The following is a 17,410-nucleotide window of genomic DNA, read 5'->3' on the forward strand; positions in this document are numbered from 1 at the left end:
GCTCCTGCGGGAGCCGGCCTAGCTGGCGATTGCATCGACGTGGCCCGACAGGCTATTCTCCGCTCCTCAGATTCGTCCGATGATTGGATGTAAGCACGTCAATGACTCAACTCATCAAACGCTCCCTTGTCGAGCAGGCCGTCGAACAACTGCGCCAGCGCGTCGCCGATGGCGCCTGGGCCGTCGGCCAGCGCCTGCCCACCGAGCCCGAACTGGCCCTGGAACTGGGCATCAGCCGCAATACCGTGCGTGAAGCGATGCGCGTGCTCGCCTTCAGCGGCCTGGTCGAAGTGCGCCAGGGCGACGGTACCTACCTGCGCGCCAATGTCGACCCGCTGGCCACCGTGCAGGTGCTGTCGCGTTGCAGCCTCGAGCAGGCCCGCGAAACCCGGCACATCCTCGAAGCCGAGGCCATCGGGCTGGCGGCGCTGCGCCGCACCGACGACGACCTCAAGGGGCTGCATGAAGCCCTGCAGCACAGCGCCGAGCACTTTCACGACGACCTCGACAGCTACGTGGCCTGCGACCTGGTGTTTCACCAGCGCCTGGTGGACGCCGCACACAACCCGGCATTGAGCGAGCTGTACCGCTACTTCTCCGCCGTGGTGGCGTGCGCCGTGCACCACAACATGCGCGAATCGCGTTGCCAGGGCGTGTTCGACCTGCACCGCGACATCCTGCAGGCGGTCGAGCAACGCGACCCGGAACGGGCCAAGGCCCTGAGCAGAACCCTTATCAATGAAGCCTGACGCAGAGACAGCCATGCCCAAACCCAACCCGCCGCTCGAAGAACTCCTGATCGACGCCGAAGCCGACGACGCCCAGCTGCAACCGCCCGCCGTGCTGCAGCGCCCGTGGCTGTTGCTGCTGGGGCTGGTACTGGTGGCACTGAACCTGCGCCCGGCGCTGTCGAGCATGGCGCCGTTGCTCGGGCAGGTGTCCGACAGCCTGGGGCTGAGTGCTTCGCAGGCCGGCCTGCTGACCACGCTGCCGGTACTGTGCCTGGGCCTGTTCGCGCCGCTGGCACCGATCCTGGCGCGTCGCTTCGGCAGCGAGCGGGTGGTGCTGGGCATTCTGCTCACGCTGGCGTGCGGCATCTTGCTGCGCAGCTCGCTGGGCAGTGTGGGGCTGTTTGCCGGCAGCATCCTGGCCGGGGCCAGCATCGGCGTGATTGGCGTGCTGCTGCCGGGCATCGTCAAGCGCGACTTCCCCAAGCATGCCGGCGCCCTGACCGGCGTGTACACCATGGCCCTGTGCCTGGGCGCGGCCCTGGCGGCCGGCGCCACCGTGCCGTTGAGCCAGCACTTCGACGACAGTTGGGCGCTGGGCCTGGGTGTCTGGCTGATTCCGGCGGTGGTGGCGGCGCTGTTCTGGCTGCCCCAGGCGCGCCACGGGCATGGCAAGCATGCGGTGGCTTATCGGGTGAGGGGGCTGCTGCGCGATCCGCTGGCCTGGCAGGTGACCCTGTACATGGGCCTGCAGTCGTCGCTGGCGTACATCGTGTTCGGCTGGCTGCCCTTGATTCTGATCGGCCGTGGCCTGAGCCCGACCGAGGCCGGGCTGGTGCTGTCCGGTTCGGTGATCGTGCAACTGGCCAGTGCCCTGACCGCGCCGTGGCTGGCCACCCGTGGCAAGGACCAGCGCCTGGCCATCGTGCTGGTGATGCTGCTGACCCTGGCCGGCCTGTTCGGCTGCCTGTATGCCCCGTTAGGCGGGCTGTGGGGCTGGGCGGTGGTACTGGGTATCGGGCAGGGCGGCACCTTTGCCCTGGCGCTGACCCTGATCGTGTTGCGGTCGAAGGACTCGCATGTGGCGGCCAACCTGTCGAGCATGGCCCAGGGCATCGGCTATACCCTGGCCTCGATGGGGCCGTTCGCGGTGGGCCTGGTGCATGACGTGACCGGTGGCTGGGACGCAGTGGGCTGGATCTTCGCGGTGCTGGGCGTGGGTGCGATCGGTTTCGGGCTCAAGGCCGGGCGGTCGTTGCAGGTGGGTGTGGTCAGCGAACGGGTCTGACTTGGCGTGGCTGCCATCGCGGGTCTGCACTGCACCTGTGGGAGCGGGCCTGACCCGCGATGGGGCACATCATTCGCACCGTATATACCCGTAGCTTTCAGCCATCACTCGGCCTATCGTTCACGTCCGTTCCCCTGTAATGGACCGCGCCCATGAGCGACGCCAACATCGCGCTGATCACACGTTTCTACCAGGCCTTCCAGCGCCTCGACGCCGAGGCCATGGTCGCCTGCTACAGCCCCGAGGTGGTGTTCAGCGACCCGGCCTTCGGTACCTTGCGAGGCAAGGACGCCGCCGACATGTGGCGCATGCTCGCCAGTCGCGCCAAGGATTTCTCCCTGACCTTCGACAGCGTGCGCGCCGACGAGCGCAGCGCCACTGCGCACTGGGTGGCCACCTACCTGTTCAGCCAGACCGGTCGCGTGGTGGTCAACGACATCCAGGCACGTTTCGTGATCCGCGACGGGTTGATCGTCGAGCATCACGATCATTTCGACCTGTGGCGCTGGGCCCGCCAGGCGCTGGGTACCAAGGGCCTGCTGCTGGGCTGGACACCGCTGGTACAGGGCAAGATTCGCCAACAGGCGGCAAAAGGCCTGCGCGCATTTCAGGCCGGGCGTTGACGGGGTAAGCTGTCGCCTTCACTCCTGTACGCAGATGCCCGTGACCGAAACCCCCACCTTTCGCAAACCCTGGTATGTCTATCTGGTACGCACCGCCAACGGTTCGTTGTACTGCGGCATCAGTGACAACCCCGAGCGCCGTTTCAATGCCCATCAGAGCGGCCGCGGTGCGCGTTACTTCAGCACCAGCCCGGCAGTGGCGCTGGTGTATGTGGAAGCCTGGCCGGACAAGGCCGAGGCGCTGCGCCAGGAACGCCTGGTGAAGAAGCTGCGCAAGTCGGCCAAGGAGGCACTGGTGGCCTCCTGGACGGGGCTCAGTCCTTGCGACGCTTGAGCTGATCGGTGAGCTGGGTGGGCAGGCCCTTGATGATCAGGGTGCCGGCCTCTTCGTCGTACTCGATCTTCGAGCCCAGCAGGTGTGCCTCGAAGCTGATCGACAGGCCCTCGGCGCGGCCGGTGAAGCGGCGGAACTGGTTCAGGGTGCGCTTGTCGGCCGGGATCTCCGGCGACAGGCCGTAGTCCTTGTTGCGGATATGGTCATAGAAGGCCCGCGGGCGGTCCTCGTCGATCAGTTCCGACAGCTCGCTCAGGGTCACCGGCTCGCCTGCCTTGGTCTGGCTGGTGGCGTACTCGACCAGGGTCTGGGTCTTTTCGCGGGCGGCTTCCTCGGGCAGGTCCTCGCTCTCGACGAAGTCGCTGAAGGCCTTGAGCAGGGTGCGGGTCTCTCCCGGGCCGTCGACGCCTTCCTGGCAGCCGATGAAGTCGCGGAAGTACTCCGAGACCTTCTTGCCGTTCTTGCCCTTGATGAACGAGATGTACTGCTTGGACTGCTTGTTGTTCTGCCACTCGGAGATGTTGATGCGAGCAGCCAGGTGCAGCTGGCCCAGGTCCAGGTGGCGCGAGGGGGTCACGTCCAGGTCGGCGTTCACCGCCACACCTTCGCTGTGGTGCAGCAGGGCGATGGCCAGGTAGTCGGTCATGCCTTGCTGGTAGTGGGCGAACAGTACGTGGCCACCGGTGGACAGGTTCGACTCTTCCATCAGTTTCTGCAGGTGCTCGACGGCCACGCGGCTGAAGGCGGTGAAGGTCTTGCCTTCATCCAGGTATTCCTTCAGCCAGCCGCTGAACGGATGGGCGCCGGACTCGGCGTGGAACAGGCCCCAGGCTTTGCCCTGTTTGGCGTTGTAGCTGTCGTTGAGGTCGGCCAGCAGGTTCTCGATGGCGGTCGACTCGGCCAGTTCCGAGTCGCGTGCGTGCAGCACGGCAGGGCTGCCATCGGGTTTCTTGTCGATCAGGTGGACGATGCAATGACGGATCGGCATGGGATTCTCGGCTGAAAATAGGGCGCGACATACGGCGCTGCAAAGCGGCCAAGTGTAACCCAGCCGGGGGCTTGAGCAGGGTATGGATGTGTGTCGACGCAAGGGTTGTTCATTTTTTGTTCGATTTTTTGCGAAATTTGCTGCAAACCCCCGAAAAACCAGAACATTTGGCCTGTGGGAGGCGGATATTTATCGCTTCGTGTGGTAGTTTTGCCCGGTCTTGCGCACCGCGTGTGGCGCATTGCTGGCAGACCGCTGATGTCACGTCGAACCAAACGCATTTTTGTGTATCTACATACGCGATTGGCAATGGATATACCCCGGACCGCCGAAGACTCGCGGGTCTGGGCCGATGGCTGACGCTGCACTCTGCAAACCAACTGAATTTGATAGGGAAGGAACACCACCATGGCATTGACCAAAGACCAACTGATCGCCGATATCGCCGAAGCTATCGACGCGCCGAAAACCACCGCGCGTAACGCTCTGGAGCAACTGGGCCAGATCGTTGCTGATCAACTGGAAAATGGCAGCGAAATCACCCTGCCGGGTATCGGCAAGCTGAAGATCACCGAGCGTCCTGCCCGTACCGGTCGTAACCCTTCGACTGGCGCTGCCATCGAAATCGCTGCCAAGAAAGTCGTCAAGTTCGTTCCAGCCAAAGTGCTGACCGACGCTGTAAACAAGTAATTGTAAACAGCTTCTGAAAACCGCGTCCGGTGCGAGCCAGGCGCGGTTTTTTTGTGGGTGCTGCGCATGCCCCTAGGGGGCGGGTTTCGTCCAGCGCAGCTGGCGCCACGCTGCGCGCGCCTGAGGTGTCTGGAAGGTCCAGGCCACCAGGCGGCTCTGCTTCTGCCCCTGGCCCATCTCCAGCACGCGGTGCTCTACTGCGCCGGCCTTGTTCAGGGCCGCCTCGATACCCGGCAGGTTCGATGCCTTCGACACCAGGCTGCTGAACCACAGCACCTGTTGGCCCAGGGCCACGCTTTCATTCACCAGCTGGCTGACAAAGCGGATTTCACCGCCCTCGCACCACAGCTCGTTGTTCTGCCCGCCAAAGTTCAGTACCGGCAGCTTGCGCTTGGGGTCGGCCTTGCCCAGCGCCCGCCATTTGCGCTGGCTGCCACGGGTGGCTTCGTCACGCGAGGCGTGGAAGGGCGGGTTGCACAGGGTGACGTCGAAGCGTTCGTCGCTCTTTAGCAGGCCGGCGAGGATCTGCCGCGCATTGCCCTGCTGGCGCAGGCTGATGACCTTGCCCAGCCCGTTGGCTTGCACGATGGCCTTGGCGGCGCCCAGGGCCACCGGGTCGATGTCCGAGCCCAGGAAGCGCCAGCGGTAGTCGACGTGACCCAGCAGCGGATAGATGCAGTTGGCCCCGACCCCCACATCCAGTGCCTGGATCATCGCACCCCGCGGAATCTCGCCATCGTTGTCGGTGGCCAGCAGGTCGGCCAGGCCATGCAGGTAGTCGGCGCGGCCGGGTATGGGCGGGCACAGGTAGTCGGCCGGGATGTCCCAGTGCTGGATGCCGTACTGGGCCTTGAGCAGGGCGCGGTTGAACACGCGCACTGCCTCGGGGTCGGCGAAATCGATGCTCGGCTTGCCGTGGGGGTTGGTGATCATGAAGCGGCCCAGCTCGGGGCTGCTCTTGATCAGTTGCGGGAAGTCGTAGCGACCCTGGTGGCGGTTGCGCGGGTGCAGGGTGGGTTTGTTGGGTGTGGTCATGAAAATCCCATAAAAAACGCCGGCAAGACGGGCCCCCTGTAGGAGCCGGCCTTGCCGGCGATGCAAGGCGCAGCCTTGCCAGTGCAGGTAGCAGGGCAGTGTCGCCTGCTTCGCCGGCAAGGCCGGCTCCTACAGTCAGTGAGTATTACAAGGCGGCAATCCGCGCATGCTGCTCGGTGAAGTTGGCCAGGGCCTGTTCGGCCTCGGCCAGCTTGGCGCGCTCCTTGTCGATCACCGCAGGCGGCGCCTTGTCGACGAACGCCGGGTTGGACAGCTTGCCGCCCACCCGCTGCACTTCGCCTTGCAGGCGCTGGATTTCCTTGTTCAGACGCGCCAGCTCGGCATCCTTGTCGATCAGCCCGGCCATCGGCACCAGCACCTGCAGGTCACCGACCAGGGCGGTGGCGCTCAGCGGCGCCTCGTCCTGCTCGCCCAGCACGGTGAAGGATTCGATCTTGGCCAGCTTCTTGAGCAGTGCCTCGTTTTCCTGCAGGCGACGTACGTCTTCGGCACTGGCGTTCTTGAGGAACAGCTGCAATGGCTTGCCCGGGCCGATGTTCATTTCGCCACGGATGTTGCGCACGCCCAGCATCAGTTCCTTGAGCCACTCGATATCGCCTTCGGCCGCTTCATCGATGCGGCTTTCGTTGGCCACCGGCCACGGCTGCAGCATGATGGTCTTGCCTTCGATACCGGCCAGCGGCGCCAGGCGCTGCCAGATTTCCTCGGTGATGAACGGCATGAACGGGTGCGCCAGGCGCAGCGCCACTTCCAGCACGCGGACCAGGGTGCGACGGGTGCCGCGCTGGCGTTCGACCGGTGCGTTCTCGTCCCACAGTACCGGCTTGGACAGCTCCAGGTACCAGTCGCAGTACTGGTTCCAGATGAACTCGTACAGCGCCTGGGCGGCCAGGTCGAAGCGGAACTGGTCCAGCTGGCGGGTCACTTCGGCTTCGGTGCGCTGCAGCTGCGAGATGATCCAGCGGTCGGCCAGCGACAGCTCGTAGGCCTCGCCGTTCTGGCCGCAGTCCTCGCCCTTGTCCAGCACGTAGCGCGCGGCGTTCCAGATCTTGTTGCAGAAGTTGCGATAGCCTTCGACGCGGCCCATGTCGAACTTGATGTCGCGACCGGTGGACGCCAGCGAGCAGAAGGTGAAGCGCAGGGCATCGGTGCCGTAGCTGGCGATGCCTTCGGGGAACTCGGCCTTGGTCTGCTTGGCGATCTTGTCGGCCAGCTTGGGCTGCATCAGGCCGCTGGTGCGTTTCTCCAGCAGCGCGTCCAGGGTGATGCCGTCGACGATGTCCAGCGGGTCGAGCACGTTGCCCTTTGACTTGGACATCTTCTGGCCCTGGCCATCACGAACCAGACCATGCACGTACACGGTCTTGAACGGCACTTGCGGGGTACCGTCCTCGTTCTTCACCAGGTGCATGGTCAACATGATCATCCGGGCAACCCAGAAGAAGATGATGTCGAAACCGGTCACCAGCACGTCGGTGGAGTGGAAGGTCTTGAGGAATTCGGTCTGCTGCGGCCAGCCCAGGGTGGAGAAGGTCCACAGGCCCGAGCTGAACCAGGTGTCGAGCACGTCGTTGTCCTGGTTCAGGACCACGTCGTCGCCCAGCTGGTGCTTGGCGCGCACTTCTTCTTCGCTGCGCCCCACATAGACCTTGCCCGACACGTCGTACCAGGCCGGAATGCGGTGGCCCCACCACAGCTGGCGGCTGATGCACCAGTCCTGGATGTCGCGCATCCAGGAGAAGTACATGTTCTCGTACTGCTTGGGCACGAACTGGATGCGGCCGTCTTCGACAGCGGCGATCGCAGGCTCGGCCAGCGGCTTGGTCGACACGTACCACTGGTCGGTCAGCCATGGCTCGATGATGGTGCCGGAGCGGTCGCCCTTGGGCACTTTCAAGGCGTGGTCGTCGACGCTGACCAGCAGGCCTGCGGCATCCAGGTCGGCAACGATCTGCTTGCGCGCCACGAAGCGGTCGAGGCCGGCGTAGGCGGCAGGCAGGCTGGCGTCCAGGCTTTCGTTCAGGCTGCCGTCGAGGTTGAACACCTGGGCTGCCGGCAGCACCGCAGCGTTCTTGTCGAAGATGTTGAGCAGCGGCAGGTTGTGGCGCTTGCCGACTTCGTAGTCGTTGAAGTCGTGGGCCGGGGTGATCTTCACGCAGCCGGTGCCGAATTCGGGGTCGCAGTAGTCATCGGCGATGATCGGGATCAGGCGACCGACCAGCGGCAGCTTGACGAACTTGCCGATCAGCGCCTGGTAGCGCTCGTCGTTCGGGTTGACGGCCACGGCGGCGTCGCCGAGCAGGGTTTCCGGACGGGTGGTGGCAACCACCAGGTGGTCCTTGCCGTCGGCCGTGGTGGCACCGTCGGCCAGCGGGTAGCGCAGGTTCCACAGATGGCCTTTCTCGTCGTGGCTTTCCACTTCGAGGTCGGAGATCGCCGTGTGCAGCTTGGTGTCCCAGTTGACCAGGCGCTTGCCGCGGTAGATCAGGCCATCTTCATGCAGGCGCACGAAGGCTTCCTTGACCGCTTCGGACAGGCCGTCGTCCATGGTGAAGCGCTCGCGGCTCCAGTCTACCGACGAGCCCAGGCGGCGGATCTGGCGGCTGATGTTGCCACCGGACTGATCCTTCCATTCCCAGACTTTCTCGAGGAATTTGTCGCGGCCCAGGTCGTGACGGTTCTGGCCCTTGGCCTCCAGTTGACGCTCCACCAGCATCTGCGTGGCGATGCCGGCGTGGTCGGTGCCTGGTTGCCACAGGGTGTTGCGACCCTGCATGCGGCGAAAACGGATCAGGGCGTCCATGATCGCGTTGTTGAAGCCGTGACCCATGTGCAGGCTGCCGGTCACGTTCGGCGGCGGGATCATGATGGTGTACGAATCGCCCGCGCCTTGCGGGGCGAAATAATTCTCTGACTCCCAGGTGTTGTACCAGGAAGTTTCAATGGCGTGCGGCTGGTAGGTCTTATCCATGCGCGGCGGGACCCTATGGCATTTATTCAGGAAAGCCGAGAAGTATAGCGGGGATAAGGGCCGGGGCGTAGCGTGAGGTGCGGGAGTGGGGCAAAAAACTGTGGGGAATTCTTCGCGTAGGAGCCGGCCTTGCCGGCGAAGCGAGCCAAAGGCTCGCCCCCCGTTTTTGATTACGAGCGTGAGTTCAACAACCGCTCAAGGCGGGCATCCAGGCGCCGCTTGATCTCGTTCTCGATATGCGGGGTAAAGTCCTTGATCACATCCTGCATGATCAACCGCGCCGCCGCGCGCAGTTCGCTGTCCAGGTGCAGCAGGGTGTCCTGGCGGCGCGCCTGCGGGTCGGGCTCGGCAGCCGGCTCGGCAGCCACCGGGGCCCGCGCTGCCGGTTCGGCCGGCTCGAGCAGCAACGGTATCTGCTCCTCGACGGTTTCGGTCAGCAGTGGCGGTTCCAGGGCATCGTCACCCAGCAACTGGCGAATCGACTCCAGATCGTCCAGCAAATGCGCAGGTTTTGGCATGGGGGCAGGTTTGTCCATCATCAGAGTCGCTGTAAACGGTGGTCTTGCAGAGCATAGCCCTGTTCACGGTAGAAACGGAAACTCTCCCGCGCCGCCGCACGAATGGCCGGCTCCTCCACCACGATCTCGGCAATGCGGGCAAAGCGTGCGGCAAAACCGGGTACTTTCAGGTCGAGATTGACCAGCAGGTCCTGATGATCGCCCGGGTCGTCACCGACCCCCAGCGCCACCGCGCCGTGCGGGTCGTCCTCGAGCGCGCTGTGGGGCACGAAGGCCTCGCCCTTGAACGCCCACAGCCGCGCATCCAGCTCGTCGCGCTGGGCCGCATCGCTGCAGTTGAGGTACACGCGGTGCCCAAGGCGCCAGGCCTTTTCGCACAGCTTGCAGGCGAAATCCAGCCGCGCGGCAGGCGCGGGGCTGGGCAGGATATAGAAGTCGACTTTGCTCATGGTGGGGTGGCCCACCGGCTACGCCTTGCAGCGCGGCCGGTGGACGGCGCCTCAGGCGTTGGCGCGGTCGAGCAGGTATTGGGTCAGCAGCGGTACCGGGCGGCCAGTGGCGCCCTTGTCCTTGCCGCCGCTGGTCCAGGCCGTGCCGGCGATGTCCAGGTGGGCCCAGTGGTAGGCCTTGGCAAAGCGCGACAGGAAGCAGCCGGCGGTAATGCTGCCCGCCTTCGGGCCGCCGATGTTGGCGATGTCGGCGAACGGGCTGTCGAGCTGCTCCTGGTATTCGTCGAACAGCGGCAGTTGCCAGGCGCGGTCGTCGGCACGCTTGCCGGCGTCCAGCAGTTGGCCGATCAGTTCGTCGTCGTTGCCCATCAGGCCCGAGGTATGGCTGCCCAGGGCGACGATGCAGGCGCCGGTCAGGGTGGCGATGTCGATCACCGCCTGCGGCTTGAAGCGCTCCACGTAGGTCAGTGCGTCGCACAGCACCAGGCGGCCTTCGGCGTCGGTGTTGAGGATTTCGACGGTCTGCCCGCTCATGGTGGTGACGATGTCGCCCGGACGGCTGGCGCCACCGCTGGGCATGTTCTCGGCACAGGCCAGTACACACACCAGGTTGATCGGCAGCTTGAGTTCGAGCACGGCACGCAGGGTGCCGAACACGCTGGCTGCACCGCCCATGTCGTACTTCATTTCATCCATGCCGGCACCGGGCTTGAGGCTGATGCCGCCGGTGTCGAAGGTGATGCCCTTGCCCACCAGTACGTAAGGCTTCTCGCTCTTCTTGGCGGCGCCCTGGTAGCTGAGCACGATCAGGCGTGGCGGCTGATCGCTGCCCTGGCCCACGGCGTAGAACGCGCCCATGCCCAGGTCCTTGATCTTCTTCTCGTCCAGCACCTCGACCTTGAGGCCCTTGAACTCCTTGCCCAGCGCCTTGGCCTGTTCGGCCAGATAGCTTGGGTGGCAGATGTTCGGCGGCAGGTTGCCCAGGTCGCGGGTGAAGCCCATGCCGTTGGCGATCGCGGTGGCGTGCTTGACGGCGCGCTCCACCTCGGCCAGGCCGGCCTTGTCGCTGAGCAGGGTGATCTTCTTCAGGGCGATCGGCTCGGCCTTCTTGCTCTTGTAATGATCGAATACATATTGACCATCGAGCAGGCTCTCGGCCAGCAGGCGTACCTTGCCGTAGTTGGCATCGCGGCCGGTCACGGCAACGTCGTCCAGTGCCAGCACCGCATCGCTGCCAGCCAGGCCCTTGAGCACGTTGAGCACGCTGCCCGCCAGCTTGCGCCAGGCGCGGTCGGCAAGGGCGTCCTTGCCGGTCCCCACCAGCAATACGCGCTCGGCCTTGACCCCGGCCAGGCCTTGCAGCAGCAGGGTCTGGCCGACCTTGCCGGCCAGGTCGCCGCGCTTGAGCACTGCGCTCAGGGCGCCGTTGCTGGCGTCGTCCACGGCCTTGGCGGTAGCGCCCAGTGTGCGGCCTTCACCCACGCTCAGTACCAGGGTGGCGGTTTTCAAGGATGCTGCGGCTACGCTTTTTACAACCAATTCCATGTCAGGGTCCCCGAATGAACTGTCAGTGCGCGCTGGCGGTGCAGGCGCTCGAAGCGGCCTGGCGCGCCGTGGCGGGCCAGTCAGAAAGCGCCCAGTTTGAGCCTGCGGCGGGCGCGCTGACAACCCCGAGATGAAGCTTTGCACGGCGCCAAGTGACAGGCACGGCCATTCACAGGATAATGCGCGCACTTTTGTCCGGGTTCGCCTTTGGCGGGCGGGCGACTATCTTGGTTGCAACGTTTTCCCTTGTTCGGCTGTCCGAGCCTGACAACCCAGGAGTGTCTGGTTTGATCGTCTTCCGTTATCTGTCCCGCGAGGTCCTGGTGACCTTGAGTGCCGTCAGCGCTGTGCTGCTGGTCATCATCATGAGCGGGCGCTTCATCAAATACCTGGCCCAGGCGGCCCAGGGCATGCTCGATCCGGGCGTACTGTTCCTGATCATGGGCTACCGCCTGCCGGGCTTTCTGCAACTGATCCTGCCGCTGGGCCTGTTTCTGGGCATCCTGCTGGCCTACGGCCGGCTGTACCTGGAAAGCGAGATGACCGTGCTCTCGGCAACCGGCATGAGCCAGCAGCGCCTGCTGGGCATGACCCTGATGCCGGCTGCACTGATCGCGGTGCTGGTAGCCTGGCTGAGCCTGAGCCTGGCGCCCCAGGGCGTGACCCAGGTATCGCAGATCATCAACCAGCAGGATGCGCTGACCGAGTTCGACACCCTGGTGCCGGGCCGCTTCCAGAACTTGCGCGACGGTTCGCGGGTCACCTACACCGAGCAGCTGTCGGATGACCGTTCAAAGCTGGCCGGCGTGTTCATTTCCGAGAAGCGCCTGTCCCAGGACAAGAGCAAGGACCGTGGCATCTCCGTGCTGGTGGCCGAAAAGGGCCGTCAGGAAGTGCAGGCCGACGGCAACCGCTACCTGATCCTTGAAAACGGCTACCGCTACGACGGCAACCCGGGCCAGGCCGATTACCGCGCCATCAAGTACGACACCTACGGTGTGCTGCTGCCCAAGCCGGAGGTCAGCCAGGAAGTCACCGAGCGCGAGGCCATTCCGACGTCCGAACTGATCGGCAGTTCCGGGCTGCGCGAGCGTGCCGAACTGCAGTGGCGCCTGTCGCTGCCGCTGCTGGTGTTCATCGTGACCCTGATGGCGGTGCCGCTGTCGCGGGTCAACCCGCGCCAGGGCCGTTTCCTCAAGCTGCTGCCGGCGATCCTTCTGTATATGGCTTACCTGACGATTCTGATTGCCGCCCGCGGCGCCCTGGAGAAAGGCAAGTTGCCGATCGGCCTGGGCCTGTGGCCGGTGCATGGGCTGTTCCTGCTGATCGGCCTGGGCCTGATGTTCTGGGAACCGCTGCGCCTCAAGCGCGCCAGCCGTCGTGCGGAGGTGGCCCGTGGCTAAACTCGATCGCTACATCGGCCAGAGCGTGTTCATGGCCATCATCGCCGTGCTGGGGATCATCCTCGGCCTGGCGTCGCTGTTCGCCTTCATCGACGAGATGGGCGACATCAGCGATACCTACACCTTGTGGGACGCGGGCAACTACGTGCTGCTGACCGCGCCACGGCGCCTGTACGACATGCTGCCGATGGCCGCGCTGATCGGCTGCCTGATCGGCCTGGGCAGCCTGGCCAGCAGCAGCGAACTGACCATCATGCGCGCTGCCGGCGTGTCCATCGGGCGCATCGTGTGGGCGGTCATGAAGCCGATGCTGGTACTGATGCTGATCGGCGTGCTGATGGGCGAGTACCTGGCACCCGTGACCGAGAACAAGGCCCAGGCCGACCGTTCGCTGGCGCAGGGTGGCGGTGAGGCGCAAAGCTCCAAACGCGGCCTGTGGCACCGCCAGGGCGAGGAGTTCGTGCACATCAACACCGTGCAGCCCAATGGGCTGTTGCTGGGCGTGACGCGTTATCGCTTCGACAACGAGCGTCACATGCAGACCTCCAGCTTTGCGCGCAGGGCGCAATACACCCAGGGCCACTGGGAACTGACCGACGTGACCACCACGCACTTCCGTGGGGACCACACCGAAGTCATCCACAATGCCGAGGAGCGCTGGGACGTCGCCCTGACCCCCGAGCTGCTCAGCACCGTGGTACTGGCGCCCGAGTCGCTGTCGATCAGCGGGCTGTGGGACTACATTCACTACCTCTCCGACCAGGGCCTGAACAACGCGCGCTACTGGCTGGCGTTCTGGACCAAGGTGCTGCAACCGGTGGTCACAGCGGCGCTGGTACTGATGGCGGTGTCGTTCATCTTCGGCCCGCTGCGTTCGGTGACGCTGGGCCAGCGGGTGTTCACCGGGGTGCTGGTGGGCTTCGTGTTCCGCATCGCCCAGGACCTGCTGGGCCCTTCGAGCCAGGTGTTCGGCTTCCCGCCGCTGCTGGCGGTGGTGATCCCGGCGGCAATCTGTGCGCTGGCGGGGGTGTGGTTGCTACGCAGGGCGGGGTAGCGATTACCCTGGCCAACAAAAAGCCGACCTCAGGGTCGGCTTTTTCATTGGTTGCCTGTGCCGGCGAACGGCGCGCTGCGGTTCTACTTCTTGCGCTTGGGAATCCGCACCAGCTGGGTTTCCGAGTACATGTCATGCCAGGCGCGTTTTTTCTTGTCCACCAGCGACCACAGAAACCCCAGGCCCAGGCACAGCCACGACGCAATCGACACGACAAAGCGCAGCAGTGCCTGCCACAGGCTGATGGCACTGCCGTCGGCATTCTGCACGCGGATGCCCCATACCTGCATGCCAAGGGTCTGGCCGCCGTGGGTCCAGAACTTGGCGAAGAAGCCGAACAGCATGAACAGCAGAACGGTCGACAGCAATGGATCGCCATCCAGCGCCCCCGCCTCGGTCAGGGTGCGCATGCGCGTCTCGCCGATGATCGCCATCTGCACCATCTTGTACACCAGCGTGGTCACCATCAGCAGGGCGGTGCACAACAGGAAGTCATAGAACATTGCGGCCAGGCGACGGCCCAGGCCGACCACGGGGAACTCGCCCTGTGGTTGAAGAAGTTGCTTGGGCATGCGCTCAGGCTCCGGGTGACAAAGCGCCCATTCTACGGAATTGCGCGCACAAAAAAGCCCCTGCTGTTGCCAGCAGGGGCTCTTTCGTTGATGAAGATCAGGCTTCGGCTTGAACTTCGTCGGCTTGCATGCCTTTTTGGCCCTGCACAGCAACGAAGGTCACTTTCTGGCCTTCTTTCAGGCTCTTGAAGCCGTTGCCCTGAATAGCGCGGAAGTGTACGAACAGATCCGGACCGCTTTCTGGAGTGATGAAACCAAAACCTTTCTCGTCGTTAAACCACTTGACGGTACCGCTCTGACGTTGGGACATTGTCTTATTTCCTTTGAAACTTAGAATTAGTAACAGTTTCTTTCATTGAAAGAGTACTGGGCTGGGTTGCAGGAAAGTAAGAGACGTCGAACGGGTTGTAGCAAAACTCGGCGCTACTGCCCAGGTCACGAACCATAGCGACCCATGCAAACACAGTGCAGTGAATCTACACTCATTTCGATTGCAAAAACAAGTCCCGCAGAGCGCCGCACCACGGGGCCTGGCGGGAAATTTCCGGGGCTGTTTGCGGGCCGCTGTCGGGCGTGTTCGAAAGTTGTAAAACGCGTTCGAAAACGAATATCCCGAACGCGCCATGACACCTTGTTTCAATTGCGCTGTTTCAGCCGCGATAGTAGCGCTGGGCAACGAACGGCATCTTGCTGACTTTCATCGCCACCCGTTTGCCGCGCACGATGGCCCACAGCGGTGTATCGAGCGCTGCATGGGCCTGGTCCACATATCCCATCGCCACTGGCGCGCCCAGCGTGGGCCCGAAGCCTCCGCTGCAGATGCTGCCGACCACCGTGCCGGCCTCATCCACGATCTCGGCCCCTTCGCGCACCGGGGTGCGCTCCTGCGGCAGCAGGCCGACGCGCTTGCGCGCCACGCCGCTGTGCTGCTGGGCGAAGATCGCAGCAGCGCCGGGGAAGCCTCCCGCCCGCGAGCCATCGGCGCGGCGTACCTTGGAGATGGCCCACAGCAGGCTCGCCTCGATCGGCGTGGTGTCGGCATTCATGTCATGCCCGTACAGGCACAGGCCGGCTTCCAGGCGCAGCGAGTCGCGCGCGCCCAGGCCGATAGCGGCCACTTCCGGCTCGGCCAGCAGGTGACGGGCCAGGGCCTCGGCGCTGGCGCTGGGCACACTGATCTCGAAGCCGTCTTCGCCGGTGTAGCCCGAACGGCTCACGTAGCAGTCCACGCCCAGCAACACCACGGGCTTGAACTGCATGAAGGTCATGTCCGCCACCTCGGGGGCCAGGCGCTGCAGCACCTTGACCGCCGCCGGGCCCTGCAGGGCCAGCAGGGCGCGCTCTTCGAACAGCGGCTGCACCTGGCACAGCGTGCCGATGTGCTGGCGCAGGTGGGCCAGGTCCTGGTCCTTGCAGGCGGCGTTGACCACCAGGAACAGTTCGTCGTTGCCCAGGTTGGCCACCATCAGGTCGTCGAGGATGCCGCCCTGTTCGTTGGTGAACATCGCGTAGCGCTGCATGCCCACCGGCAAATCGATGATGTCGACCGGCACCAGGGTTTCCAGGGCCTTGGCGGCATCGGCGCCCACCAGGCGGATCTGGCCCATGTGCGACACGTCGAACAGGCCGGCCTGTTCGCGGGTGTGCAGGTGCTCCTTGAGCACCCCCAGCGGGTACTGCACGGGCATGTCGTAGCCGGCGAACGGCACCATGCGCGCGCCCAGTTCCAGATGCAGGGCATGAAGCGGTGTTTGCAGCAGTGTGTCGGTGGACATTGATGACTCCTTCTAGAGGCTTGAGGTTGTCAGCACTCGATGATGTTGACGGCCAGACCGCCGCGGGCGGTCTCCTTGTATTTGCTTTTCATGTCGGCGCCGGTCTGGCGCATGGTGCGGATCACCTTGTCGAGCGAGACGAAGTGCTGCCCGTCGCCGCGCAAGGCCATGCGCACCGCGTTGATCGCCTTGACCGAGCCCATGGCATTGCGTTCGATGCAGGGCACCTGGACCAGCCCGCCAATCGGGTCGCAGGTCAGGCCCAGGTTGTGTTCCATGCCGATTTCGGCGGCGTTCTCGACCTGTTGCACGCTGCCGCCCAGCACCTCGCACAGGGCCCCGGCTGCCATCGAACAGGCCACCCCGACCTCGCCCTGGCAGCCCACCTCGGCCCCCGAGATCGAGGCGTTTTCCTTGTACAGGATGCCGATGGCAGCGGCGGTGAGCAGAAAGCGCACCACGCCGTCTTCGCTGGCACCCCCGATGAAGCGCATGTAGTAGTGCAGCACCGCCGGCACGATGCCGGCAGCGCCATTGGTGGGGGCGGTGACCACGCGACCGCCGGAGGCATTCTCTTCGTTGACCGCCAGGGCATAGAGGTTGACCCAGTCGAGTACCGACAGCGCATCGCGCAGGCTCGCCTCGGGGTTGGCGCACAGCTGGCGGTGCAGGGCCGCCGCGCGGCGCTTGACCTTGAGCCCGCCGGGCAGAATGCCCTCGTTGCGACAGCCGGCAGCCACGCAGTCCTGCATCACTTGCCAGATGTGCAGCAGGCCGCTGCGGGTCTCGGCCTCGGGGCGCCAGGCCGATTCGTTGGCCAGCATCACCTGGCTGATGCTCAGGTGATGCGTGGTGCAGTGGTCAAGCAGTTCCCGGGCCGTCTTGAACGGGTAGGGCAGTGTGGTGCTGTCCTCGACGATACGATCGGCCCCGGCGGCGCCTTCGTCGACCACGAAACCACCGCCCACCGAGTAGTACTCGCGGCTGCGTACCTGCAGGCCGGCGGCGTCGAAGGCACGAAAGATCATGCCGTTGGGGTGAAAGGCCAGCGGCTTGCGGATCATCGCCAGGTGCTGTTTTTCGTTGAACTCGATGGCGTGCTCGCCCAGCAGGTAGAGCTGCCCGCTGCTGCGGATCGCCTGCAGGCGCGCTGCGATGGTGTCGGTGTCGACGCTGTCGGGGTGTTCGCCCTCAAGCCCCAGCAGCACCGCCTTGTCGCTGCCGTGGCCCTTGCCGGTGGCGCCGAGCGAGCCGTACAGCTCGACCTTGACGCTGGCGGTACTGGCCAGCAGGTCGTCGCGGCGCAGGCCCTCGGCAAAACGCGCGGCTGCGCGCATCGGCCCGACGGTATGGGAGCTGGAGGGGCCGATGCCGATCTTGAACAGGTCGAAGACGCTGAGTGACATGGTCGTACCC

The 17,410-nt window shown here is 64.6% G+C and carries 17 protein-coding genes; 7 read left to right on the forward strand and 10 right to left on the reverse strand.

Features of this window, described 5'->3' with window-relative positions; genetic code table 11:
• Positions 1–101 precede the first annotated feature (101 nt).
• The 4 genes from LOY33_RS05000 to LOY33_RS05015 all read left to right on the forward strand — a co-directional run bounded on the left by LOY33_RS05000 (position 102) and on the right by LOY33_RS05015 (position 2,973).
• The gene (locus LOY33_RS05000) at positions 102–749 is read left to right on the forward strand and encodes a FadR/GntR family transcriptional regulator (protein WP_043862443.1); all 648 of its coding nucleotides are present in this window, start codon (positions 102–104) and stop codon (positions 747–749) included.
• Positions 739–2,016 (forward strand): CynX/NimT family MFS transporter, encoded by a 1,278-nt coding sequence (locus LOY33_RS05005; protein WP_408980679.1) that lies wholly within the window; start codon positions 739–741, stop codon positions 2,014–2,016. Before LOY33_RS05000 ends, LOY33_RS05005 begins: the two co-directional genes overlap by 11 nt.
• A 152-nt stretch (positions 2,017–2,168) precedes the next feature.
• A complete protein-coding gene (locus LOY33_RS05010) occupies positions 2,169–2,639 on the forward strand; it encodes a nuclear transport factor 2 family protein (RefSeq protein ID WP_043862441.1) in 471 nt (156 codons plus the stop codon).
• A 40-nt stretch (positions 2,640–2,679) separates the two neighbouring features.
• On the forward strand, positions 2,680–2,973 hold the full coding sequence (locus LOY33_RS05015) for a GIY-YIG nuclease family protein (RefSeq protein ID WP_258662045.1): 294 nt from the start codon (positions 2,680–2,682) through the stop codon (positions 2,971–2,973).
• Here LOY33_RS05015 and yejK read toward each other — a convergent pair.
• Positions 2,954–3,961: a nucleoid-associated protein YejK gene (gene yejK, locus LOY33_RS05020; protein WP_043862439.1), complete on the reverse strand. Its 1,008-nt coding sequence runs from the start codon at positions 3,959–3,961 to the stop codon at positions 2,954–2,956. The two genes, LOY33_RS05015 and yejK, sit on opposite strands and share 20 nt — an antisense overlap.
• A 408-nt stretch (positions 3,962–4,369) precedes the next feature.
• Here yejK and LOY33_RS05025 point away from each other — a divergent pair, with 408 nt between their 5' ends.
• The gene (locus tag LOY33_RS05025) at positions 4,370–4,651 is read left to right on the forward strand and encodes an HU family DNA-binding protein (protein WP_009398256.1); all 282 of its coding nucleotides are present in this window, start codon (positions 4,370–4,372) and stop codon (positions 4,649–4,651) included.
• A 72-nt stretch (positions 4,652–4,723) separates the two neighbouring features.
• Here the strand turns inward: LOY33_RS05025 and rlmF are convergent, their stop codons facing one another.
• From rlmF to LOY33_RS05050, 5 genes are all read right to left on the reverse strand, one after another.
• Complete coding sequence (gene rlmF / locus LOY33_RS05030) at positions 4,724–5,686, reverse strand: 23S rRNA (adenine(1618)-N(6))-methyltransferase RlmF (protein WP_210014153.1); 963 nt, start codon at positions 5,684–5,686, stop codon at positions 4,724–4,726.
• A 145-nt stretch (positions 5,687–5,831) separates the two neighbouring features.
• Positions 5,832–8,678, reverse strand: a complete 2,847-nt coding sequence (locus LOY33_RS05035) for a valine--tRNA ligase (RefSeq protein ID WP_043862437.1) — start codon at positions 8,676–8,678, stop codon at positions 5,832–5,834.
• 170 nt (positions 8,679–8,848) lie between these two features.
• Entirely contained in the window at positions 8,849–9,214 is a 366-nt protein-coding gene (locus LOY33_RS05040) for a DNA polymerase III subunit chi (RefSeq protein WP_258662061.1), read from the reverse strand.
• Positions 9,215–9,216: 2 nt separating this feature from the next.
• Entirely contained in the window at positions 9,217–9,645 is a 429-nt protein-coding gene (locus LOY33_RS05045) for a DNA polymerase III subunit chi (RefSeq protein ID WP_043862523.1), read from the reverse strand.
• Between the two features lie 51 nt (positions 9,646–9,696).
• Positions 9,697–11,190: a leucyl aminopeptidase gene (locus LOY33_RS05050; RefSeq protein WP_054916377.1), complete on the reverse strand. Its 1,494-nt coding sequence runs from the start codon at positions 11,188–11,190 to the stop codon at positions 9,697–9,699.
• 287 nt (positions 11,191–11,477) lie between these two features.
• Between LOY33_RS05050 and lptF the strand changes: the two genes are divergently transcribed.
• Both lptF and lptG read left to right on the forward strand, forming a co-directional pair.
• Positions 11,478–12,593, forward strand: a complete 1,116-nt coding sequence (lptF, locus tag LOY33_RS05055; protein WP_258662071.1) for an LPS export ABC transporter permease LptF — start codon at positions 11,478–11,480, stop codon at positions 12,591–12,593.
• A complete protein-coding gene (lptG, locus tag LOY33_RS05060) occupies positions 12,586–13,647 on the forward strand; it encodes an LPS export ABC transporter permease LptG (RefSeq protein WP_054916376.1) in 1,062 nt (353 codons plus the stop codon). Before lptF ends, lptG begins: the two co-directional genes overlap by 8 nt.
• Positions 13,648–13,730: 83 nt before the next feature.
• Here lptG and LOY33_RS05065 read toward each other — a convergent pair whose 3' ends face one another.
• From LOY33_RS05065 to LOY33_RS05080, 4 genes are all read right to left on the reverse strand, one after another.
• On the reverse strand, positions 13,731–14,219 hold the full coding sequence (locus tag LOY33_RS05065; protein ID WP_253086866.1) for an RDD family protein: 489 nt from the start codon (positions 14,217–14,219) through the stop codon (positions 13,731–13,733).
• 97 nt (positions 14,220–14,316) lie between these two features.
• On the reverse strand, positions 14,317–14,529 hold the full coding sequence (locus LOY33_RS05070) for a cold-shock protein (RefSeq protein ID WP_003175786.1): 213 nt from the start codon (positions 14,527–14,529) through the stop codon (positions 14,317–14,319).
• 340 nt (positions 14,530–14,869) lie between these two features.
• Positions 14,870–15,994: a glycine cleavage system aminomethyltransferase GcvT gene (gcvT, locus tag LOY33_RS05075; protein WP_058541434.1), complete on the reverse strand. Its 1,125-nt coding sequence runs from the start codon at positions 15,992–15,994 to the stop codon at positions 14,870–14,872.
• Between the two features lie 29 nt (positions 15,995–16,023).
• The gene (locus LOY33_RS05080) at positions 16,024–17,400 is read right to left on the reverse strand and encodes an L-serine ammonia-lyase (protein WP_043862430.1); all 1,377 of its coding nucleotides are present in this window, start codon (positions 17,398–17,400) and stop codon (positions 16,024–16,026) included.
• Positions 17,401–17,410 lie beyond the last annotated feature (10 nt).

The organism is Pseudomonas sp. B21-036 (assembly GCF_024748925.1).
GTDB classification, from domain to species: Bacteria; Pseudomonadota; Gammaproteobacteria; order Pseudomonadales; family Pseudomonadaceae; genus Aquipseudomonas; species Aquipseudomonas palmensis.

What these genes read in the sequence shown, in the direction of transcription:
- LOY33_RS05025 (WP_009398256.1), top strand. Translation starts at nt 4,370, where the DNA reads ATGGCATTGACCAAAGACCAACTGATCGCCGATATCGCCGAAGCTATC.
- yejK (WP_043862439.1), bottom strand. Translation starts at nt 3,961, where the DNA reads ATGCCGATCCGTCATTGCATCGTCCACCTGATCGACAAGAAACCCGAT.
- LOY33_RS05035 (WP_043862437.1), bottom strand. Translation starts at nt 8,678, where the DNA reads ATGGATAAGACCTACCAGCCGCACGCCATTGAAACTTCCTGGTACAAC.
- LOY33_RS05005 (WP_408980679.1), top strand. Translation starts at nt 739, where the DNA reads ATGAAGCCTGACGCAGAGACAGCCATGCCCAAACCCAACCCGCCGCTC.
- LOY33_RS05070 (WP_003175786.1), bottom strand. Translation starts at nt 14,529, where the DNA reads ATGTCCCAACGTCAGAGCGGTACCGTCAAGTGGTTTAACGACGAGAAA.
- LOY33_RS05000 (WP_043862443.1), top strand. Translation starts at nt 102, where the DNA reads ATGACTCAACTCATCAAACGCTCCCTTGTCGAGCAGGCCGTCGAACAA.
- LOY33_RS05065 (WP_253086866.1), bottom strand. Translation starts at nt 14,219, where the DNA reads ATGCCCAAGCAACTTCTTCAACCACAGGGCGAGTTCCCCGTGGTCGGC.
- rlmF (WP_210014153.1), bottom strand. Translation starts at nt 5,686, where the DNA reads ATGACCACACCCAACAAACCCACCCTGCACCCGCGCAACCGCCACCAG.
- LOY33_RS05045 (WP_043862523.1), bottom strand. Translation starts at nt 9,645, where the DNA reads ATGAGCAAAGTCGACTTCTATATCCTGCCCAGCCCCGCGCCTGCCGCG.
- gcvT (WP_058541434.1), bottom strand. Translation starts at nt 15,994, where the DNA reads ATGTCCACCGACACACTGCTGCAAACACCGCTTCATGCCCTGCATCTG.
- LOY33_RS05010 (WP_043862441.1), top strand. Translation starts at nt 2,169, where the DNA reads ATGAGCGACGCCAACATCGCGCTGATCACACGTTTCTACCAGGCCTTC.
- LOY33_RS05050 (WP_054916377.1), bottom strand. Translation starts at nt 11,190, where the DNA reads ATGGAATTGGTTGTAAAAAGCGTAGCCGCAGCATCCTTGAAAACCGCC.
- LOY33_RS05080 (WP_043862430.1), bottom strand. Translation starts at nt 17,400, where the DNA reads ATGTCACTCAGCGTCTTCGACCTGTTCAAGATCGGCATCGGCCCCTCC.
- LOY33_RS05040 (WP_258662061.1), bottom strand. Translation starts at nt 9,214, where the DNA reads ATGGACAAACCTGCCCCCATGCCAAAACCTGCGCATTTGCTGGACGAT.